Raw genomic sequence first — 19,595 nt, 5'->3', positions numbered from 1 at the left:
TGCCCCGCCGGCGCGCAGGGGGGATGATGCGCCCGAATGGGAGGATGGCGGTGGCGCAGGTGACGGATCTGGTCCGGCCCGGACAGGTTCTGCGGGCGGGAGGGGTGTTTCGGCCCCTGACGCGGCGTGCGCGCCGGCTGGCGGCCTTGGCGCTGCTGCTGGTGCTGGGATGGGCCATGCTGGTGCAGGGCAACGCTTGGCTGGCCACGCGCTATATCGCCGAAACGGTTCCGCAGGGCGAGAATATCCTGCGCCTGGCGGTGTCGGGCCTGCGTGGAGAGCTGGCCCGACACGAGCGTTTGCCGGACCTGATGGCCCGCGCCCCGGTTCTGTCCGCCGCGCTGCAGGAGGATGCGACGCGAACCGACGTCGCGGCGGCGAACCTCTATCTGCGATATGTCACCCGGCTGATGGGCCTGTCGGATGCCTATGTGATGACGCGCGACGGGACCACCGTCGCCGCCAGCAATTTCGACCGGGACTTCAGCTTTATCGGACAGAACTTTGAATATCGGCCCTATTTTCGCGATGCGCTGGCCGGGGGGCAGGGCCGGTTCTTTGCGCTTGGGACGACCTCGGGCAAACGCGGCTATTATTTCGGGGCGCCGGTGCGCGACCGGGGGCGCATTCTGGGGGTGCTGGCGCTGAAAGTGGACGTGGACACGATCGAGGACAGCTGGCGCGCCGCGGAATACGAGATGATCGTGACCGACAGCGAAGGCATCGTCTTCCTGGCCAGCCGGCGCGACTGGCAGTTCCGGTCGCTGGCGCCCCTGACGCCTGGGGCGCGCGCCCGCGTGGCCGCCACCCGCCGCTATGACGACGAGCCGTTGGAGATGTTGCCCCTGCAGCCCTCGGGTGCGGTGGGCGACCACCAGATGCTGCGGCTGGAGATGGATGGCGCGCGGCGCGAATTCGTCGCGGTGTCCGAGACCATGCCCGAGGCCGGCTGGACCGTGCAGGTGCTGCTGGACACGGCGCCGGCGCGGCGGCAGGCGCTGATCGCTTCGGTCGCGGGGCTGCTGATCGTGGGGGCGGTGCTGGCCGGTCTGATGGCCTGGATGCAGCGCCGTGCCCGGCTGCGCGAACGGCTGTCGATCCAGGCCGAGGCACAGGCCCAGCTGGAGGGGCGCGTTGCCGCCCGCACTGCCGAACTGGCGCAGCTGAACGCCCGCCTCGGCGCCGAAGTGACCGAGCGGCGCGCGACCGAGGCGGAATTGCGCCGCACGCAGCGGCACCTGGTGCAGTCGGCCAAGCTGGCGGCCCTGGGGCAGATGTCGGCCGCCCTGTCGCACGAGTTGAACCAGCCCCTGGGGGCGGTGCGGAACTTTGCGGCCAATGCCCTGACCTATATCGACCGCGACCGTGTCCCGGACGCCCGGCAGAACATCACCCGCATCCTGTCGCTGGCGGATCGCATGAACGAGACCGGGCGGACGCTGCGTAACTTTGCCCGCAAGCCCAATGCCCAGCTGTCGGACGTTGACCTGCATGACGTGCTGCGCGACGCGCTGGAGGTGATCGCCTGGCGCATCGGCAAGCGCGAACTGGCATTGAAGATCGAGCTGCCGCCCGGGCCGCTGATGGTGCGGGCGGGGCCTGTGCGGTTCCAGCAGGTGATCGTCAACCTTCTGTCGAACGCGCTGGACGCGCTGGAGGGGCGGCCCGACGCGCAGATCCGCATCACGGCCGAGGCCACGCCCGATCGGGTCGTGCTGACCGTGGCCGATAATGGCCCGGGCATCCCCGAGGGGCTGGACGAGCGGATCTTCGATCCCTTCTTCTCGACCAAGGGAGTGGGCAGCGGGCTTGGCCTTGGCCTGTCGATTTCCTTCAATATCGTCAAGGATTTCGGAGGGGAACTTCGCCTTTTGCGTCAGCCGGGCGGGGCCTGTTTCCAGATCGACCTGCCGCGCCTTGGGGGTGCCGCATGAGTGCCGGTCGCATCCTGCTGGTCGATGACGAGGCCGACATGCGCCTGTCGACCGCGCAGGCGCTGGACCTGGAGGGGTTCGAGGTCGAGGACATGGCCGCTGCGCAATCGGCGCTGGACCGCGTGGGCTTTGGCTTTGACGGGATCGTGGTGACCGACATCCGCATGCCCGGCATGGACGGCCTGACCCTGATGAGCCGCATCCGCGAGATCGACGCCGAGATCCCGGTCATCCTGGTGACCGGGCATGGGGACATCCAGCTGGCCGTGCGCGCCATGCGCGAAGGCGCCTATGATTTCGTCGAAAAGCCATTCGACGGCCAGCAGCTGGCCGAGATCGCCGCCCGCGCGATGGAATACCGCCGCGTGGTGCTGGAAAACCGCGTGCTGCGCGCGGCGGCGGGGCAGGCGGATGACCTGGAAACACGGCTGGTGGGGCGGTCGAACGTGATGATCGACCTGCGCCGCCGGCTGCGCACCATCGGCCCGACCGAGGCGGATGTGCTGATCGTGGGCGAGACCGGCGTCGGCAAGGAGGTCGTGGCCCGCGCCCTGCACGACCTGTCACCCCGCGCCCGCAAGCCCTTCATCGCCATCGACTGTGCCGCGCTGCCCGCCGCCCTGATCGAATCCGAACTGTTCGGCCACGAGGCGGGCGCCTTTCCCGGCGCGCTGCGCCCGCGCTATGGCAAGTTCGAACATGCCCGCGGCGGCACGATCCTGCTGGACGAGATCGGCTCCATGCCGCTGGACGTGCAGGGCAAGCTGCTGCGGGTGGTGCAGGACCGGGTCATCTCGCCCCTGGGCGCGGACGAGGACAGGGTGCTGGACGTGCGCTTCATCGCCACCTCGCGCAGCCCGCTGGAGGACGAGGTGGCCGCAGGGCGGTTCCGGGCGGACCTGCTGTACCGGCTGAACGTGGTGACGCTGCATGTGCCACCACTGTCGGCGCGGCGCGAGGATGTGCAGCTGCTGTTCATCAAGCTGGTGCAGGAGGCCGCCGCCCGGCACCGTCGCCCGCCCGTGGCCGTGCCCCCGCAGCTGCTGGCCGAGATCGCCAGGCGCCCCTGGCCCGGCAATGTCCGCGAATTGCGCAACGCCGCCGACCGCCACGCCCTGGGCATCGCCCTGCAACCGGCCGAGGACCGCAGCCCGGAACAGATGCGCCTGGCGCATCGCGTCGCGGGCTTTGAGCGCGACCTGATCGTGGCGACCCTGGCCGCCCATGGCGGGCGGCTGAAGCCGGTCTATGAATCGCTCGGCCTGTCGCGCAAGTCGCTGTACGAGAAGATGCAGAAATACCGCATCGACAAGACGCATTACGTCGATGTGGGCGACGATGCCGACGGCTGATGGGGGGAAATCCACCCGCGCCTTACCCGCGATGTTACCGGATCCACCCATCGCGCCGCGAGGCGCGGGGATTTAGCACCCCTCCGTCGCATGGCAGGGTTGCGCCGCCTGCATGGCAGGACCTAGCTGAGGCCACTTCGTCCGGCCGCGCTCGGGTTCCGATCCGCGCGGCCACTGGATAAATCTGGGAGGATTTCCATGCGTTTCATGACCGCCGCCGTTGCGGCCGCTGCTGCCTTTACCCTATCGCCCGCCTTTGCCCAGGAGGATCGCGCCGATTGGCCGTCCAGCCTGACCATCGGCACGGCCAGCCAAGGCGGCACCTATTTCATCTATGGCACGGGCCTGGCCGGCCTGATCTCGCAGAACCTGGACCTGAACGCTTCGGCCGAGGTGACCGGCGGCCCGGTGCAGAACGCGACTTTGGTCGAGACCGGCGACCACCAAGTCGGCCTGGTCACCATGGGCCCGGCCTATGAGGCCTGGACCGGCAACAGCGAACTGGCCCCCGGTGTCGAGCACAAGTCGCTGCGCGCGCTGTTCCCGATGTACCAGACCCCCTTCGAGGCGGTGGCGCTGCAATCCTCGGGCATCGCCAACGTGACCGACATGGACGGCAAGCGTGTCTCGGTGGGCCCGGCCGGCGGGACCGCCGCCACCTATTGGCCGCGCTTCTTCGAGGTGCTGGGGGTCGAGGCGAATGTCAGCTATGCCGGCGCCAATGACGCAACCAGCCAGGTCAAGGATGGCCTGATCGACGCCTTCGCCTTTGCGGCGGGCGTGCCGATCAGCGCATTCGCGCAAATCGCGGCGGAAAACCCGGTCAACATCTTCGGCTTCACCGAGGAGCAGCGCACCCAGATCCTGGAAGCGATGCCCGAAGTGTCGGCCTTCGAAGTGCCGGGCGGCCTCTACCAGGGCTTCCCCGAGGGTCACGGCACCGTCGCCATGTGGAACTTTGCCGTCGCCCATGCCGACATGCCCGAAAGCCTGGCCTACGAGATCACCAAGATGGTGATGGAGGGCAACGAGGCGATGATGCAGATCCACGCCACCGCCGCCGAGACCCTGCCGGAAAACGCCGACAAGAACACCTTCCTGCCCTATCATCCGGGCGCACTGCGCTATTTCGATGAAAAGGGAATCGAGATCCCGGCCGAACTGCGCGGCTGATCCGACCCAACCGGGGGCCCCGCGCGGGCCCCCGACCCTTGCCCGACCACCGTCCGGCCCGGCCGCAAGCCCGTTGCGGCGCATCCACCTGGAGAAGTCCCATGTCTGTTGTTGCTGCTCCCGCGGCAGGAGGCGCCCCGGTCATCGCGCAAGGCGTCGATGATGAGCCGATGGCGCCGAACCAGCGCGACGCCCGCGCCCGCGTCGGGCTGATGATCGCCATCCTCTGCGCCGCCTATACCCTGTTCCACCTGGTCGTCATGGTCCTCTATCCGCTGGAGACCTGGACCTATCGGATGATCCATGTCTGCGGCGGCCTGGTCATCGGCTTTCTGACCTATGCCGCGGTCACCCAGGACAGCGTCACCGACGATGCCCCCGCCGCCCGCCGCGCGGTTCCGGAACTGGCGCTGCTGGGGATCGGCGCGCTTGGCATCGGCTACGGCTTTGCCGTGATCGCCTATGCCTGGGGCGCCTGGTGGCTGGCCGGCGTCGCCATGCCGCCCGCCTTCGGATTTCGCACCTATGGCCTGCCGCTGGTCGTGGGCAGTGTCGCGGCCATCGCGGCCGGCTGGCTGTATTCGTCGCGCGACCGGGGCCGGATCTATCCGGGCGACGTTCTGCTGTGCTTTGCCTCGATCGCGGTGCTGGGCTATATCCTGTTCGTCGTGGGCGCGCTGCGGATGCGGGCGGGCACCGGCATGGCGCAGCCCGGCGATCTCTGGGCTGCGCTGACCGGCGTCCTGCTGATCCTGGAGCTGACGCGCCGCCTGACCGGCCTGGCGCTGGTCATCATCGTCGGCGTCTTCATCGCCTACAGCTTTCTGGGGCCGTGGCTGCCGGGGTTCCTGAACCATCGCGGATATACGGCCACGCGGTTCTTTACCTATATCTTCACCGACCAGGGCGTGCTGGGCGATCCGATCGCGGTCAGCTCGACCTACATCATCCTCTTCATCGTCTTTGCGGCCTTCCTGCAGGCCTCGAAGGTCGGCGACTATTTCGTCAACTTCGCCTTCGCCTGCGCGGGCCAGGCGCGGGGCGGGCCTGCCAAGGTTGCCGTTTTCGCATCGGGCCTGATGGGCATGATCAACGGCACCTCGGCGGGCAACGTGGTGTCCACCGGGTCGCTGACCATCCCGCTGATGAAGAAGGTCGGCTATTCGCCGAAAACCTCGGCCGCGATCGAGGCGACGGCCTCGTCCGGCGGCCAGATCCTGCCGCCGATCATGGGCGCAGGCGCCTTCATCATGGCCGAGGTGACGGGCATCCCCTACACCGACATCGTCATCGCGGCCATCATCCCGGCGCTGCTTTATTTCGTGTCGGTCTATTTCATGGTCGACCTGCAGGCGCTGAAGCTGGACATGAAGGGCCTGCCCCGGTCCGAGCTGCCGCGTTTCGGCGACCTGATCAAGCAGGTCTACCTGTTCCTGCCGATCGTGATCCTGATCTATACGCTGTTCGCGGGCTATTCGGTGATCCGGGCGGGCGCGATGGGCATGGCCTCGGCCGCGGTCGTCAGCTGGCTGACGCCCTACAAGATGGGTCCGCGCCAGGTCTTTCGGGCGCTGGACATGGGCGCGCGCATGTCGATCCAGCTGGTGGCTGTCTGCGCCGCCGCCGGTGTCATCGTGGGCGTCATCGCGCTGACAGGGGTGGGGGCGCGGTTCTCGTCGCTGCTGCTGACCATCGCCGACCAGAACCAGTATCTGGCGATGTTCTTTGCCATGTGCATCTCGATCATCCTGGGGATGGGAATGCCGACGACGGCGGCCTATGCGGTCGCGGCGGCGGTGGTGGCGCCGGGCCTGATCGCGCTTGGCGTGCCGGTCCTGGTCGCGCATTTCTTCGTCTTCTACTATGCGGTCATGTCGGCGATCACGCCTCCGGTCGCATTGGCGGCCTATGCGGGGGCGGCGCTGTCGGGATCGGATCCGATGAGGACCAGCGTCGAGGCCTTCAAGCTGGGCCTGGCCGCCTTCATCGTGCCCTTCATGTTCTTCGGCTCGCACGAGCTGCTGATGCAGGGCGAGACGCTGGACATCATCCATGCCACCGCCACGGCGCTGCTGGGGATGTTCCTGCTGTCGGCGGGCGTGATCGGCTATTACTTCGGCCCGGTCGGTGTGCTGATCCGGCTGGTGCTGGTCGCGGCCGCGCTGTCGATGATCGCCGTCGGCTGGACCAGCGACGTGGTGGGCCTTGCCGTGGCCATTGCCCTGTTCCTGTGGCAGCGCAAGATGGTCACCGGCTCGACCCTGACCCACGGTCGCGCCGACTGACGACGCGGTCGATGTGCGGGGGAAGGCGGGTCCGGAAACGGGCCCGCCTTTTGCGTGGCGGGGGTCGATGCGGGTGGCCTGCAGGCCCGTGATGAAACCCGCGGGCCCGGGAGGGGTTGAGCATCCAGACCAGTGGCACCCCGCCCTGGTCCCGGCGGCAACCGACAGGAGACGCATCCCATGACGGGCAGGAATTCGGCCGATGAAATGGCGCCGCGGCGCCGCGTGGTGATCACCGGGGCCTCTGCCGGCGTCGGGCGGGCCGCGGCGATGGAGTTCGCCGCGCAGGGCTGGTGCGTGGGACTGATCGCACGCGGTCAGGCGGGGCTGGAAGGCGCGCGCGCGGATGTGGAACGGGCGGGCGGCACCGCGCTGGTCCTTGCGGCCGACGTGGCCGATGCGCAGGCGGTGCAGCGCGCGGCGGATGATGCGGTGGCCGAATGGGGCGGCATCGACGTCTGGATCAACGCCGCCATGGCCACGGTCCTGGCCCCGGTAGAGGACGTGACCCCCGACGAATTCCGCCGCGTGACCGAGGTCACCTATCTGGGCCAGGTCTTCGGCACGCAGGCCGCCCTGCGCCAGATGAAGCGGCAGGGCCATGGCACCATCGTCAGCGTGGGCTCTGCGCTGGCCTATCGCGGCATCCCGCTGCAGGCGCCCTATTGCGCGGCCAAGTTCGCCACCCGCGGCTTTCTGGATTCGCTGCGGAGCGAGCTGATCCACGACAAGTCCCCCATCCGCCTGACCGCCGTGCACCTGCCGGCCGTCAACACGCCGCAATTCGACTGGGCCCGCAACAAGATGCCGCGCCGGGCCCAGCCTGTGCCGCCGATCTATCAGCCGCAGGCCATCGCCCGCGCCCTTTATCGCGCGGCGGAGGACGCCCCGCGTGAACTGTGGCTGGGCGGTTCGGCGGCCAAGGTGATCCTGGGCGACGCGGTCGCGCCCACGCGCGTCGACCAGGTCCTGGCCGACCAGGGCTATTCCGGCCAGCAGACGGACGAACCCGCGCAGGACCGCGCCGACAACCTGTTCCAGCCGATGGACGAACTGCAGGATTTCGGCGCCGAGGGCCGCTTTGATGCCGAGGCCCGTCCGGAGGTGCGCACCTACAACCCCGCTGTCCTGCGGGGCGGTGCCGTTGTGGGTGCCGCGCTGGTGGCCGGTGCCGGCATCGCGGCCCTGCTGGAGGCGCGCCGCAGGCGTTAGGGAACGTCTGGCATCCTTACGTGCCGCCCAGCAGCAGCTTGGCAGCGATAGCCCACATGACCAGCGCGATGACCGCCTCCAGGACCCGCCAGGACGACGGCCGGGCAAAGAGAGGGCGCAACCGCGCCGCACCATAGCCGAGCGCAAAGAAGAACAGGAACGAACCGGACACCGCACCCGCCGCAAAGGATGCCTCGGAGCCCGCGAACCGGGTCGAGATCGTGCCCAGCAGTACCACCGTGTCCAGATAGACATGCGGGTTCAGCCAGGTGATCGCCAGACAGGCCAGCAGGGTGCCGCCCAGCCCCGCGCCCTTTTGCCCGGGTCCGACCACCAGTGCCTCGCTGGAGCGCAGGGCGGCGCGCAGGCTCTTGAACCCGTACCAGATCAGGAACGCCGCGCCGGCGTAACGCATGCCGGGGCCAAGCCAGGGGAGCCATTGGGCGATCCGCCCAAAGCTTGTCACCCCCAGCAGGATCAGCAGGGCGTCCGAGACGGCGCAGGTCAGGCAGACGGCCAGAACATGCTCTCCGCGCAGGCCCTGGCGCAGGACAAAGGCGTTCTGCGCGCCGATGGCGACGATCAGGCTGAGGCCGGTCAGCAGGCCGGTCAGGAACACGGAAAGGCTCATCGGGGACTTCCGCTCATAGGCGAGGGATCTTGGGGGCGGCGGCATTCGAGCAGCCTGCCGGTGCTTTGCGGACATGGTCCGTGGACGGCGCGCGGCGCGGAGCAGGGACCAATGCGGATGTGGCCCTGCGCGGTCAGGTCAGATCTCCCGCGCGTGGATGATGCGGCCACCGCAGATCGTCAGCGCGATGCCCAAGTCGGGAGTGCCCTCCGGACTTGCGGTTTCGATGTCCCCGCCCAGCAGCACCAGGTCGGCGGCAAGGCCCGGGCGCAGGGTTCCCGTCAGGTGGTCGCGATGCGCCGCCCAGGCTCCTCCGGCCGTGTAGGCGTGCAGGACCTCCATCAGCGAAAGCCGCTCGTCCCGCGCCCCGTCATAGGGGCGCCGCGTCAGCGCCGCCGAAATCCCCCGCAGCACCGAGACATCGGCCACGGGCCAGTCGCTGGAAAAGGCGATGGCGGCGCCCGCCCGGGCCAGGCTCCGGCACAGATAGGCATCCGCCCACCGCCCCGCCCCGATCCGCGACAGGGTCGGTTCCAGCGGAAAATCCATCGCCCCCGGCACATGCGGCGGCTGCAGGCTGGCGGTGATGCCAAGCGCCCCCAGGCGCGGAACATCGGCGGGATCGATCAGTTCGATATGCTCGATCCGGTGGCGGCTGTCGCGGGGGCCGTTGGCGTCGCGGGCCGCCTGGTAGCCGTCGATGACCGTCCTGACCGCCCCGTCGCCGATCGCATGAACGGCGATCTGCAACCCGCGCCGGTCGATTTCACTGGCGATCCGGGCAAAACGCTCGAGCGGAAACAGCGGGTCGGAGCGGTGGCCAGGCTGGTCCGAATAATCCCGCAGCAGATGGGCGGTCCGGCTGTCGATGACCCCGTCCATGAACATCTTGACGAAGCCCGAACTGATCCAGTCATCGTCGAAATCGGCCGCCATGGCCGAGGCGCGGTCCAGCGCATCCAGCTCCATATGGGGCTTGAAGTGGAAGGGCACCTTGACGCGCAGGGTCAGGATGCCTTCGGCGCGCATCTCGGCCAGCAGCTCCAGCGTATAGCGGTTGCCGTCCATGTTCACCAGGCTGGTCACGCCATGCGCGGCGCAATGCATCATGCCCCGGTGCAGCAGCGCCTTGTCGACCGCGCGCTCGGCCGCGGTGGGGCGCGGCTCGGGTTCTTCGCCGGTGGCGATGCCCAGGTTGATGCGCCCTTCGCCGGCATGGGCGATCAGGGGGCCGAAGGCCTCGAATTCGCGCAGTTCTCCGGTGGCAAGGCCATCCGGGCCCATGACCACCTCATGACCATGCGGCATGGGCGCACCGCCCAGCAGCCCGGTGGCCTTCAGCGCCGCGGTGTTGGCCCAGACGGTGTGCAGGTCGGGCGACATCATGGCGATGGGCCGGTCCGGGATCATCGCGTCCAGGTCTTGTCGCGTGGCGGGCCTGCCCAGGATGCCGTAATGCGCCTCCTGCGCCATCAGCAGCGGCATGTCGGGGTTGGCTGCGGCGAAATCGCGAAAGGCGTCGCCCACTGCCTTCGCCCCGTGGAGGTGACCGATATGCAGATGCGTCAGGTCGGCGCCGCCCAGGCCAACATGGACATGACCCTCGAAAAAGCCGGGCAGCAGCGTGTGGCCGCCGGCGTCGATGACCCGGGTGTCCGGCCCGGCCAGCGCCCCGATCTCTGCCGCCGTGCCGATGGCAAGGATGCGGTCGCCTGCCACCGCCACGGCCTCGGCACGCGGATGCCGGGGGTCCATGGTCAGGACACGGGCATGGGTCAGGATCAGGTCGGCGGTGGTCATGGTGCATGTCCCGAAAGGGCAAGGTGGCCGCGACCCGTCCGGGCCGCAGCCGCGCGGCAGGGCGGGCTATTTCAGCTTGATGGCGAAGTGCTTGCGCACCGGTTCGTCGATGGTCCAGGTGCCCTTGAATGTCGGCTCGACCACGAAGGCATCGCCCGGCGTCAGCGTGACGGGTTCCCCGCCGTCGGGGGTGATGGTGATCCGGCCCTCGATCAGGTGGACGAATTCGTAGAACTGGTAGCTGGCGTGCCAAGTGCCGGTCGTCGCCTCCCAAGTGCCCGAGATCATGCTGCCATCGGCCGAACTGTGCTGCACCCAATAGCGCATGGTCGGGTTGCCGTCGATCTTGGTCCAGCCCTCCAGATCTGTGGTGATGGGCTCGGGGCCCGGTGCGGGAAAGCGGAAAACCGTGTCGCTCATGTCTGTCCTCGTGCGCCGTCTTTTCGGTCGAGGCTCTTGGTAGGCGCCGCCCGCGCGGCGTGCAAGCGGGACGATCAGCGGGCTGGCGCGCCCATCGCGGGGGCTGGCGGATCGGCGCCAGATCGTCGATGACGGGAGGGCGCAGAGGGCGCGGGCAGGGATGGGGACAAGGCATGGAGATCCGCAGGGCAAGGGCATCGGACGCCGCGCATCTGGTGCGTTTCATCAACATGGCGGCGGATGACCTGCCGCTGCATTTCTGGCGCAAGTCGGTCGGCCCGGACGGCGATCCCTGGGCCCTGGGCGCAGAACGCGCGGCGCGCGAGACGGGAAATTTTTCCTATCGCAACGCGTGGCTGGCCGAGGTCGAGGGTCAGGTCGCGGCCTGCCTGCTTGGCTATGCCGCCGAAGCCGAGCCCGAACCCATCGACCCCGACACGCCGCCGATCTTTGTGCCGCTGCTGGAACTGGAGGCCTTGGCACCGGGCTCGTGGTACCTGAACGTGCTGGCGACCGATGCGGGGTTTCGCGGCATGGGCCTGGGCAGTGCCCTGCTGGCGCAGGCCGAGACGATCGCCGCTTCGGCCGGCCACGCGAGCATCAGCCTGATCGCCGCGGACACGCATCAGGACGCACTGCGCCTCTATGCCGCCAAGGGCTACCGCGAGGTTGCCCGCCGCCCCGTCGTCAAGGGCGACTGGCAGGTCGATGCAGGGGAGTGGCTGCTGTTCATCAAGCTCGTGGGTCCCGCGTGATCTGGCGGTGACGTGCGGGTTTGTCCTGACCCGCCGGCCATGGGGACGGTCCGCAGCGCCGGCGCGATGCCATTACCTTGGCATTTAGGTACTCTGGTATCCGCTCTGCCAAGATCTCAGGTCTGCGCCGGCATAGACCCGCCCTCCCTGCGAGCTCCAAAAGAAGGCTTGCCATTGGGCGGGAGCAGAGAACCTGTCAGTCACGCTACACTTCCTGGGCCTGCTGGGAGAACCTGCGCTTTTCCATGGAAGGGGCTTCGTCCGCAGCGCCTCCTTTCCAGAAAGGCGCGCACCAGTTTCACCAAGACAGTGGGGTCGGCCTGCTCAGTTGGTAAACGCCGGTCTTTGGATGCTTGCTCGGGCTGGGCATCCTGATGGGCAATGCAAGCCACCTCTGTGTACCAGCAAGGGGGCTTCTAGCCTCCGAACTGCCACGAGTTCTTCAAGAAAAACTGGTGCTGTGAGAGAGGATTGAACTCTCGACCTCACCCTTACCAAGGGTGTGCTCTACCACTGAGCTACCACAGCGCCGTTGGAGGGGCGTTTAGACAAAGGCCGCGGCCCGCGCAAGGGGGGTCGGGCGATTTTTCCCGAAAATGCGCAAGGACGCTTGCGGGCGCGTGCGTTTGCTGGACTGTGGCGCGGCCGGACGCTAACAGGAAGGCCATGACCGACCGCCGTGACCAGAAACCCGGAACCGACAGCCGCGAAGAGCGTCTTCGCCAGGCGCTGCGTGCCAATCTGGCGCGCAGAAAGGCTCAGGCGCGGGCGCGGGCGGCCGGATCGGAAAGCGACAACAAGACCGTCCCGGATGCGGATGGCGAGACAGGCAAGGACAGCTGATGGACCAGATCATCGTCGAGGGGAACGGCCCCCTGAAAGGGGAGATCCCCATCGCCGGCGCCAAGAACGCCTGCCTGACGCTGATGCCTGCGACGCTCTTGACCGACCAGCCGCTGACGCTGACCAATGCGCCGCGCCTGTCGGACATCCGCACCATGACCGCGCTGCTGGGGTCCCTGGGGGCAGAGGTCGCCTCGCTGCAGGAGGGCCAGGTGCTGGCGCTGTCCAGCCATGCGCTGACCAGCCACCGGGCGGAATACGACATCGTGCGCAAGATGCGCGCCTCGATCCTGGTGCTGGGGCCGCTGCTTGCGCGGGACGGGGTCGCCGAGGTGTCGCTGCCCGGCGGTTGCGCGATCGGCGCGCGGCCCGTGGACCTGCACCTGCGGGCGCTGGAGGCGATGGGCGCCAGCCTGGACCTGCGCGACGGGTATGTCCATGCCAAGGCGCCTGCGGGCGGGCTGCAGGGGGCGGTTTTCGAATTCCCGATCGTCTCGGTCGGGGCGACGGAGAACGCGCTGATGGCGGCCACGCTGGCCCGCGGCACGACGGTCCTGAAGAACGCCGCGCGCGAGCCCGAGATCGTCGACCTGGCCCGCTGCCTGCGGGCGATGGGCGCGCAGATCGAGGGCGAGGGCACCGGCACCATCACCATAGAGGGCGTCGATGCGCTGCATGGCGCCACCCATCCCGTCGTCACCGACCGGATCGAACTGGGCACCTACATGCTGGCCCCCGCGATGTGCGGCGGCGAGGTCGAGTTGCTGGGCGGCCGGATCAAACTGCTGTCGGCCTTCTGCGAGAAACTGGACGAGGCCGGCGTCAGCGTCGAGGAAACCGCCCGCGGCCTGAAGGTGGCGCGCAAGAACGGTCGGGTCAGGGCGGTGAACGTCACGACCGAGCCCTTTCCGGGCTTTCCGACCGACCTGCAGGCGCAGTTCATGGCGCTGATGTGCATGGCCGAGGGCACCAGCGTGCTGGAGGAGACCATCTTCGAGAACCGCTTCATGCATGCGCCGGAACTGACCCGCATGGGCGCGCGGATCGAGGTTCATGGCGGCCATGCCACCGTCACCGGCGTGGAAAAGCTGCGCGGGGCACCGGTCATGGCCACCGACCTGCGCGCCTCGGTCAGCCTGATCCTGGCGGGAATGGCCGCCGAAGGATCGACCACCGTCAGCCGCGTCTATCACCTGGATCGCGGCTATGAACATGTCGTGCGCAAGCTGCGCGGCGTGGGTGCCCATATCGAACGCGTGAAGGAGGATGCGTCATGACCCGCGATGCCCGTTTCGCCGATGCAGATCCGCGCCCGCTGGCGCTGAAGGCCGAGGATGAGGTCGACCTGCGCATCCTGTCCTCGCTGGTTCAGGATGCGGTGCTGACCGGCGCGGAGATCAGCCATGACGCCAAGGCGCGGCGGCTGGCGCTGCTGGTGACGCGCTTTCGGTGGGAGGATGCCCAGGCCGCCGAGGCCGAGGGGCGCCCCTTCGAACGCGTGCGGTCGCTGATGGTGATCGGCGACGTGATGCGGGTGGTCAGCGATGGCGTGCAGCGCGACGGCGACACGGTTCTTGAACTGCTGGCGCTGCGCTGGCAGCCGGGCGAGGACGGCACGGGCCGGCTGTTGCTGGATTTCGCGGGCGACGGCACGATCGTGGCCGAGGTCGAGTGCATCAGCGTCGATCTGCGCGACGTGACGCGCCCGCATGAGGCCGTGTCGGGGCGGGCGCCCCGGCATCCAGACTAGACCAAGGGTTTTTGGAACAAACGGGGCCCGCGTCATCCTGTCCGCCGCGGCGGGCTTGAGGCGGGCGGGCAAGCGAAGTATGCGCGCGGCGCTGCAAGGGGAAATGACATGCCGGTCACGCTGAACATCGACGACGCCGATTTCGAGGCCGGCTTTCAGCACATGCTGTCGGCCAAGCGCGAGGATTCCAGTGATGTGAACGAGGCGGTGGCCGCGATCATCGCCCGGGTGCGGGCCGAGGGCGACGCAGCCCTGTGCGACCTGACCGCGCGTTTCGACCGCCTGTCCCTGACCCCCGGCACGCTGCGGTTTTCGCCCGACGAGATCGCCGCCGAGGTCGCCAAGGTCGGTCCCGAGGACCGCGCCGCGCTGGAATTGGCGGCCGACCGCATCCGCGCCTATCATGCCCGCCAGATACCCGAGGATGCCAGCTGGACCGACGCCCAGGGCGCGACCCTGGGCTGGCGGTGGAGCGCCGTGTCGGCGGCCGGGCTTTATGTGCCGGGCGGGCAGGCGGCCTATCCGTCCAGCGTGCTGATGAATGCGATCCCGGCCCGAGTGGCGGGGGTGGAACGCCTGGTCATCTGCGTGCCGACGCCCGGCGGGGTCATCAACCCGCTGGTCATGTTGGCGGCGCAGCTGTCGGGGGTGGACGAGATCTATCGCATCGGCGGGGCGCAGGCCGTGGCGGCGATGGCCTATGGCACCGGCAGCATCGCACCGGTGGACAAGATCACCGGACCGGGCAACGCCTATGTCGCGGCGGCCAAGCGCCAGGTCTTTGGCCGGGTGGGCATCGACATGATCGCCGGTCCCTCCGAGGTCCTGGTCATCGCCGATGGCGACCAGAACCCGGACTGGCTGGCCTGGGACCTGCTGGCCCAGGCCGAACATGACGCCGATGCGCAGTCCATCCTGATCACCACCGATGCTGACATGGCCCGCCGCGTGGCCGCCGCCGTCGAGCGGATCATCCCGACGCTGCAGCGTTCGGCCATCGCCGGGGCCAGCTGGCGCGACTATGGCACGCTGATCGTGGTGCGGGACCTGGATCAGGCCGCCGCCCTGTCCAACCGCATCGCGCCCGAGCATCTGGAACTGTGCGTGGCCGATCCCGAAGGACTGGCAGCGAAATGCATCCACGCGGGGGCGATATTCTTGGGCGCCCACACGCCCGAGGCGGTCGGCGATTACGTCAGCGGCCCGAACCATGTCCTGCCGACGGCGCGTTCGGCGCGGTTTTCATCAGGGCTGTCGGTGATGGATTTCCTCAAGCGCACCACGATGGCGCGGCTGAGCCCCGGCGCGCTGGCCGCCATCGGTCCCGCGGCGGTGCGCCTTGCGGCATCCGAGGGCTTGCAGGCCCATGGCGCTTCGGTTCAGGCTCGGCTGGAGTTGCTGAACGAAAGGGTCGGGGAATGAGTCGCATCACGCGCATCGAGATTGATGACCGGGCCATCGCGCCGGCCACGCCCGAGATGGAGCAGGAGCGGCGCGTCGCGATCTTTGACCTGATCGAGGACAACAGCTTTGCCGTGCCCGGCCGCGACGGCACTGCCGCGCCCGAGGGTCCCTTTGTTCTGCAGCTGTGCATCCGCGAGGGGCGGCTGGTCTTCGACGTCAGCGACGAGGCATCCGAGAAGGTGGCCGAATTCCACCTGTCGCTTGGCCCGTTCCGCCAGGTCGTCAAGGACTACTTCCAGATCTGCCAAAGCTATTTCGATGCGGTGAAACGCCTGCCCCCCGCCCAGATCGAGGCAATCGACATGGCCCGGCGCGGCATCCACAACGAGGGCGCCCGCACCCTGCAGGAGCGTCTGGAGGGCAAGGCCGAGCTGGACATCGACACCGCCCGGCGCCTGTTCACCCTGATCTGCGCATTGATCCCGCAGGGCTGAGCCGATGGCGCAGGACAAGATCCCTTCCTCGGTTCTGTTCTGCTGCGATCACAATGCCATCCGCTCGCCGATGGCGGAGGGGATGATGAAGAAGTTCTATGGCCGCGCCGCCTATGTCCAGTCGGCGGGGGTCAAGAACGACATGGAGGTGGACGGCTTTGCCATCGCCGTCTGCGACGAGATCGGTGTCCATCTGGCGGCGCATCGCAGCCGCAGCTTTGACGAGATGCAGGACTGGGGCGACGACCTGAGCCAGTTCGACCTGATCGTGGCCCTGTCGCCCGCCAGCCAGCGGGTCGCGCTGGAAATGACCCGCTGCGCCCATCTGGATGTCGAATACTGGCCGATCATGGACCCGACCGGCCTGGCCGAGGGACGCGAGGCGCGCCTGGCCGCCTATCGCCAGACGCGCGACCAGATCGAGACGCGGATGCTGGACCGTTTCGGCCCGCCGATCCCGCCCCAAGGTTAGCGCCTGCGCCAGTTGGTAGGCACGTCCCAGACCGGGCGGGCGATCTCGGCCTCGACTTGGTCGCGGGTCAGGCCGATGTCGCGCAGCTGGTCGTCGCCGAGGCGCGCCAGGTCGATGCGGGTGCGCTGCACGTCGAAGACGGTCAGCAGACGCTCGATCCAGGACGGACGGGGAACGATCCCCCGGCCGATCACGACACGCAGAAGGGCTGTGGATTTCGTCGTCATCGTTCAACTCCGCTGATGTTTTTCATCACTGAACGGGATGATTAATGGTTTTTTCATCTCCGTTATTGATTGGTAGCGGCAGTTGAGCTATTTGTGAAACGAATGGTTTTGATGGAATTCATCACGCGATTCGAAGGATCATCCCATGCGCAACCTGGACATCGCCACATTGAGGTCGCTGCAGGCCGTGGCCGAATATGGCGCCGTCACCCGTGCGGCCGAGGCGTTGAACATGACGCAAAGCGCCCTGTCGATGCAGATGAAGCGGCTGGAGGAGATGTTCGGCCGCCCGATGCTGGAAAAGGCGGGGCGGGGCGTGGTGCTCAGCGACTTTGCCCAGGACCTGCTGGGGGAAAGCCGCAAGCTGGTGGCGCTGAACGATGCGATCCTGTCGCGCTTTACCGGCGCCCGCCCCGAGATGCGGCTGCGCGTGGGGCTGACCAGCGACTGGCTGTTCACCAAGGTGGCGCAGACGGTGCGCGCCTTTCGGCTGGACCATCCGCAGATCGAACTGGTCATCAACGACGCCCGCAGCAAGGACCTGCGCACCCAGATGAATCGGGGCGAGCATGACGTGATCCTGACCACGGAATTCGATGCCCCCGCCGGCGCCATCCACCTGGCCAAGGTGGACCTGGCCTGGTTCGGCGCCGTCGGCGGACAGGCCTGGCGCGAACGCCCGATGCCGATCGCGAATTCGCCGCATTGCGCCTATTATCCGGTCGGCATGGCCGCGCTGGACCAGGCGGGGATCGAATGGGTGCAGGCCGTCAGCGAGGGCGGCAGCGACACCTGGCGGGTGCTGGCGGCGGCCGACCTGGGGGTCACGCTGCTGCCGCGCGGGATCGAGCAACCGGGGCTGGAAGTGGTCGAACATGGCGGCGCGCTGCCGCCGCTGCCGGCGACCTGGCTGAACGTCTATGTCGCGGAAGGTCCGGCCCGGCGCGTCGCGTCGGATTTCGCGGGTTATCTGCGCCGGGTCGTCTGCGAGGTCGCGGCCGCCGCCTGACGGGCGGCGGCACCTGCGGCCGGTCGGGGTCAGACGACGACGCCGGCCCCTTCGGTGGCGGGACCCGCGACCGCGCGGAAGGCCGCGAACAGCTCGCGGCCCAGGCCCTCGCTGCTCTCCTGCGGATCGAAGGCCACGGGTTCGCGGCTGTCGAAGTCGGGCGCCAAGCATTCAAGCGTCCCGGCCTCGGCATCCAGGCGCACCATGTCCCCGTCGCGCAGCCGCGCCAGAGGCCCGCCGCTGGCCGCTTCGGGAGAGATGTGGATCGCCGCCGGCACCTTGCCCGAAGCGCCCGACATCCGGCCATCGGTGACCAGCGCGACCTTCAGCCCGCGATCCTGCAGGACCGCCAGGGTCGGCGTCAGCGAATGCAGTTCGGGCATGCCGTTGGCGCGCGGCCCCTGAAAGCGGACGACGACCACCGTATCTTCGGTGAATTCGCCGGCCTTGAAGGCGGTCTTGACCGATTCCTGGTCCTGGAAAACCCGTGCCCTGGCCTCGATCAGGCGGCGCTCGGGGGACACGGCGCTGATCTTGATGACGCCGCGGCCCAGGTTGCCCTCCAGCTGGCGCAGCCCGCCCGTCGCGGCAAAAGGATCGCTGGCCGGGCGCAGGATCTTGTCGTTCAGCGTGTCGCGCGCGCCCTGTTCCCACCGGATGCGGGCGCCGTCCAGCTTGGGTTCGGCCGTATAGCCGTCCAAACCGGTGCCGTTGATCGTCTTGACATCCGCGTGCAGCAGCCCCGCCTCCAGCAGCTGGCCGATCATGTAGCCCAGGCCCCCCGCGGCGTGGAAGTGGTTCACGTCGGCCAGCCCGTTCGGATAGACCCGCGCCATCAGCGGCACGTTTTCCGACAGGTCGTGGAAATCCTCAATGTCCAGCAGCACGCCCGCCGCCCGGGCCATCGCGGGCAGGTGCAGCACCAGGTTGGTCGAACCGCCCGTGGCCATCAGCCCGACGATGCCGTTGACGAAGGCGCGTTCGTCCAGAACCTCGCCCGCCGGCAGGTATTCGTTGCCCAGGTTGGTGATCGCGGCCGCGCGCTGCACGGCGGCCGTGGTCAGCGCCTCGCGCAGCGGCGTGTTGGGGTTCACGAAGCTGGAGCCGGGCAGGTGCAGGCCCATGAACTCCATCAGCATCTGGTTGGTGTTGGCGGTGCCGTAGAAGGTGCAGGTGCCGGGCGAATGATAGGAGGCCATCTCGGCCGCCATCAGCGCATCGCGGCCGACCTCGCCGGTGGCGAACTGCTGGCGGACCTTGGATTTCTCGTCGTTGGGCAGGCCCGAAGGCATGGGACCCGCCGGCACGAAGACCGCGGGGATATGGCCAAAGGTGCCCGCCGCGATGATCAGGCCCGGCACGATCTTGTCGCAGACGCCCAGGTACAGCGCCGAATCAAAGCAGTCATGCGACAGCGCCACCCCCGCCGCCAGGGCGATCACGTCGCGCGAGAACAGCGACAGCTCCATCCCCGGGCGCCCCTGGGTGACGCCGTCGCACATCGCCGGCACGCCGCCCGCGACCTGGACCGTGGCCCCGGCCGCCCGGCCCGCCGCGCGGATCTGGTCGGGAAAGTGCTCGTAGGGCTGATGGGCCGACAGCATGTCGTTATAGGCGGTGATGATGCCCAGGTTGGGCTTGCGGGTCGTGGCCATGTCGGTCTTGTCGTCCATGGCCGCATAGGCATGGGCCTGGTTGCCGCAGGACAGATGGGCGCGCGCCGGGCCTTCCTGTGCCGCGCGGGCGATCTTTTGCAGATAGGCACCGCGTGCCTTGTGCGAACGTTCGCGGATGCGGTCGGTCACTCGGTCGATGCTGGCGTGAAGGGTCATGG

The 19,595-nt window shown here is 68.3% G+C and carries 18 protein-coding genes and 1 tRNA gene; 13 read left to right on the top strand and 6 right to left on the bottom strand.

What is annotated here, in order from left to right; genetic code table 11:
• The first annotated feature begins 26 nt into the window (after positions 1–26).
• The 5 genes from ACNR9W_RS10595 to ACNR9W_RS10575 all read left to right on the top strand — a co-directional run bounded on the left by ACNR9W_RS10595 (position 27) and on the right by ACNR9W_RS10575 (position 7,956).
• Positions 27–1,934 carry a sensor histidine kinase gene (locus ACNR9W_RS10595; protein ID WP_419267354.1) on the top strand — a complete coding sequence of 636 codons (1,908 nt, stop codon included), beginning with the start codon at positions 27–29 and terminating at the stop codon, positions 1,932–1,934.
• Positions 1,931–3,286: a sigma-54-dependent transcriptional regulator gene (locus ACNR9W_RS10590; protein ID WP_419267355.1), complete on the top strand. Its 1,356-nt coding sequence runs from the start codon at positions 1,931–1,933 to the stop codon at positions 3,284–3,286. The genes ACNR9W_RS10595 and ACNR9W_RS10590 overlap by 4 nt, the downstream gene beginning before the upstream one ends.
• Positions 3,287–3,484: 198 nt before the next feature.
• Positions 3,485–4,459, top strand: coding sequence for a TAXI family TRAP transporter solute-binding subunit (locus ACNR9W_RS10585; protein ID WP_419267356.1), 975 nt, complete (start codon positions 3,485–3,487; stop codon positions 4,457–4,459).
• A gap of 101 nt (positions 4,460–4,560) precedes the next feature.
• Positions 4,561–6,744, top strand: coding sequence for a TRAP transporter permease (locus ACNR9W_RS10580; protein ID WP_419267357.1), 2,184 nt, complete (start codon positions 4,561–4,563; stop codon positions 6,742–6,744).
• A 180-nt stretch (positions 6,745–6,924) separates the two neighbouring features.
• Positions 6,925–7,956, top strand: a complete 1,032-nt coding sequence (locus ACNR9W_RS10575) for an SDR family oxidoreductase (protein WP_419267358.1) — start codon at positions 6,925–6,927, stop codon at positions 7,954–7,956.
• Between the two features lie 16 nt (positions 7,957–7,972).
• Here the strand turns inward: ACNR9W_RS10575 and ACNR9W_RS10570 are convergent, their stop codons facing one another.
• The 3 genes from ACNR9W_RS10570 to ACNR9W_RS10560 all read right to left on the bottom strand — a co-directional run bounded on the left by ACNR9W_RS10570 (position 7,973) and on the right by ACNR9W_RS10560 (position 10,807).
• Positions 7,973–8,587, bottom strand: coding sequence for a LysE/ArgO family amino acid transporter (locus tag ACNR9W_RS10570; protein WP_419267359.1), 615 nt, complete (start codon positions 8,585–8,587; stop codon positions 7,973–7,975).
• Positions 8,588–8,725: 138 nt separating this feature from the next.
• Complete coding sequence (locus tag ACNR9W_RS10565) at positions 8,726–10,387, bottom strand: amidohydrolase (protein WP_419267360.1); 1,662 nt, start codon at positions 10,385–10,387, stop codon at positions 8,726–8,728.
• A 66-nt stretch (positions 10,388–10,453) separates the two neighbouring features.
• Positions 10,454–10,807, bottom strand: a complete 354-nt coding sequence (locus ACNR9W_RS10560; RefSeq protein WP_419267361.1) for a cupin domain-containing protein — start codon at positions 10,805–10,807, stop codon at positions 10,454–10,456.
• A gap of 173 nt (positions 10,808–10,980) precedes the next feature.
• Between ACNR9W_RS10560 and ACNR9W_RS10555 the strand changes: the two genes are divergently transcribed.
• On the top strand, positions 10,981–11,562 hold the full coding sequence (locus ACNR9W_RS10555; RefSeq protein ID WP_419267362.1) for a GNAT family N-acetyltransferase: 582 nt from the start codon (positions 10,981–10,983) through the stop codon (positions 11,560–11,562).
• Positions 11,563–12,015: 453 nt separating this feature from the next.
• On the opposite strand, the gene ACNR9W_RS10550 is transcribed toward ACNR9W_RS10555, so the two are convergent.
• A tRNA-Thr gene (locus tag ACNR9W_RS10550) sits at positions 12,016–12,090 on the bottom strand.
• A gap of 138 nt (positions 12,091–12,228) precedes the next feature.
• Between ACNR9W_RS10550 and ACNR9W_RS10545 the strand changes: the two genes are divergently transcribed.
• The 6 genes from ACNR9W_RS10545 to ACNR9W_RS10520 all read left to right on the top strand — a co-directional run bounded on the left by ACNR9W_RS10545 (position 12,229) and on the right by ACNR9W_RS10520 (position 16,525).
• A complete protein-coding gene (locus ACNR9W_RS10545; protein WP_419267363.1) occupies positions 12,229–12,405 on the top strand; it encodes a hypothetical protein in 177 nt (58 codons plus the stop codon).
• Positions 12,405–13,682 carry a UDP-N-acetylglucosamine 1-carboxyvinyltransferase gene (murA, locus tag ACNR9W_RS10540; RefSeq protein WP_419267364.1) on the top strand — a complete coding sequence of 426 codons (1,278 nt, stop codon included), beginning with the start codon at positions 12,405–12,407 and terminating at the stop codon, positions 13,680–13,682. The genes ACNR9W_RS10545 and murA overlap by 1 nt, the downstream gene beginning before the upstream one ends.
• Positions 13,679–14,155 carry a DUF2948 family protein gene (locus tag ACNR9W_RS10535; RefSeq protein ID WP_419267365.1) on the top strand — a complete coding sequence of 159 codons (477 nt, stop codon included), beginning with the start codon at positions 13,679–13,681 and terminating at the stop codon, positions 14,153–14,155. Before murA ends, ACNR9W_RS10535 begins: the two co-directional genes overlap by 4 nt.
• A 108-nt stretch (positions 14,156–14,263) precedes the next feature.
• Positions 14,264–15,577, top strand: a complete 1,314-nt coding sequence (hisD, locus tag ACNR9W_RS10530; RefSeq protein ID WP_419267366.1) for a histidinol dehydrogenase — start codon at positions 14,264–14,266, stop codon at positions 15,575–15,577.
• A complete protein-coding gene (locus ACNR9W_RS10525; protein WP_419267367.1) occupies positions 15,574–16,053 on the top strand; it encodes a UPF0262 family protein in 480 nt (159 codons plus the stop codon). The genes hisD and ACNR9W_RS10525 overlap by 4 nt, the downstream gene beginning before the upstream one ends.
• A 4-nt stretch (positions 16,054–16,057) precedes the next feature.
• A complete protein-coding gene (locus tag ACNR9W_RS10520; RefSeq protein ID WP_419267368.1) occupies positions 16,058–16,525 on the top strand; it encodes an arsenate-mycothiol transferase ArsC in 468 nt (155 codons plus the stop codon).
• On the opposite strand, the gene ACNR9W_RS10515 is transcribed toward ACNR9W_RS10520, so the two are convergent.
• Positions 16,522–16,752 carry a DUF1127 domain-containing protein gene (locus ACNR9W_RS10515; RefSeq protein ID WP_419267369.1) on the bottom strand — a complete coding sequence of 77 codons (231 nt, stop codon included), beginning with the start codon at positions 16,750–16,752 and terminating at the stop codon, positions 16,522–16,524. The two genes, ACNR9W_RS10520 and ACNR9W_RS10515, sit on opposite strands and share 4 nt — an antisense overlap.
• A gap of 145 nt (positions 16,753–16,897) precedes the next feature.
• Between ACNR9W_RS10515 and ACNR9W_RS10510 the strand changes: the two genes are divergently transcribed.
• Positions 16,898–17,761: a LysR family transcriptional regulator gene (locus ACNR9W_RS10510; protein ID WP_419267370.1), complete on the top strand. Its 864-nt coding sequence runs from the start codon at positions 16,898–16,900 to the stop codon at positions 17,759–17,761.
• 29 nt (positions 17,762–17,790) lie between these two features.
• On the opposite strand, the gene edd is transcribed toward ACNR9W_RS10510, so the two are convergent.
• The gene (gene edd, locus ACNR9W_RS10505) at positions 17,791–19,593 is read right to left on the bottom strand and encodes a phosphogluconate dehydratase (protein ID WP_419267372.1); all 1,803 of its coding nucleotides are present in this window, start codon (positions 19,591–19,593) and stop codon (positions 17,791–17,793) included.
• Positions 19,594–19,595 lie beyond the last annotated feature (2 nt).

The organism is Paracoccus sp. T5 (assembly GCF_048538155.2).
Lineage (GTDB): Bacteria > Pseudomonadota > Alphaproteobacteria > Rhodobacterales > Rhodobacteraceae > Paracoccus.
Note: the sequence above shows the minus strand (reverse complement) of the source record. Positions and strands in the feature narration are given on the sequence as shown.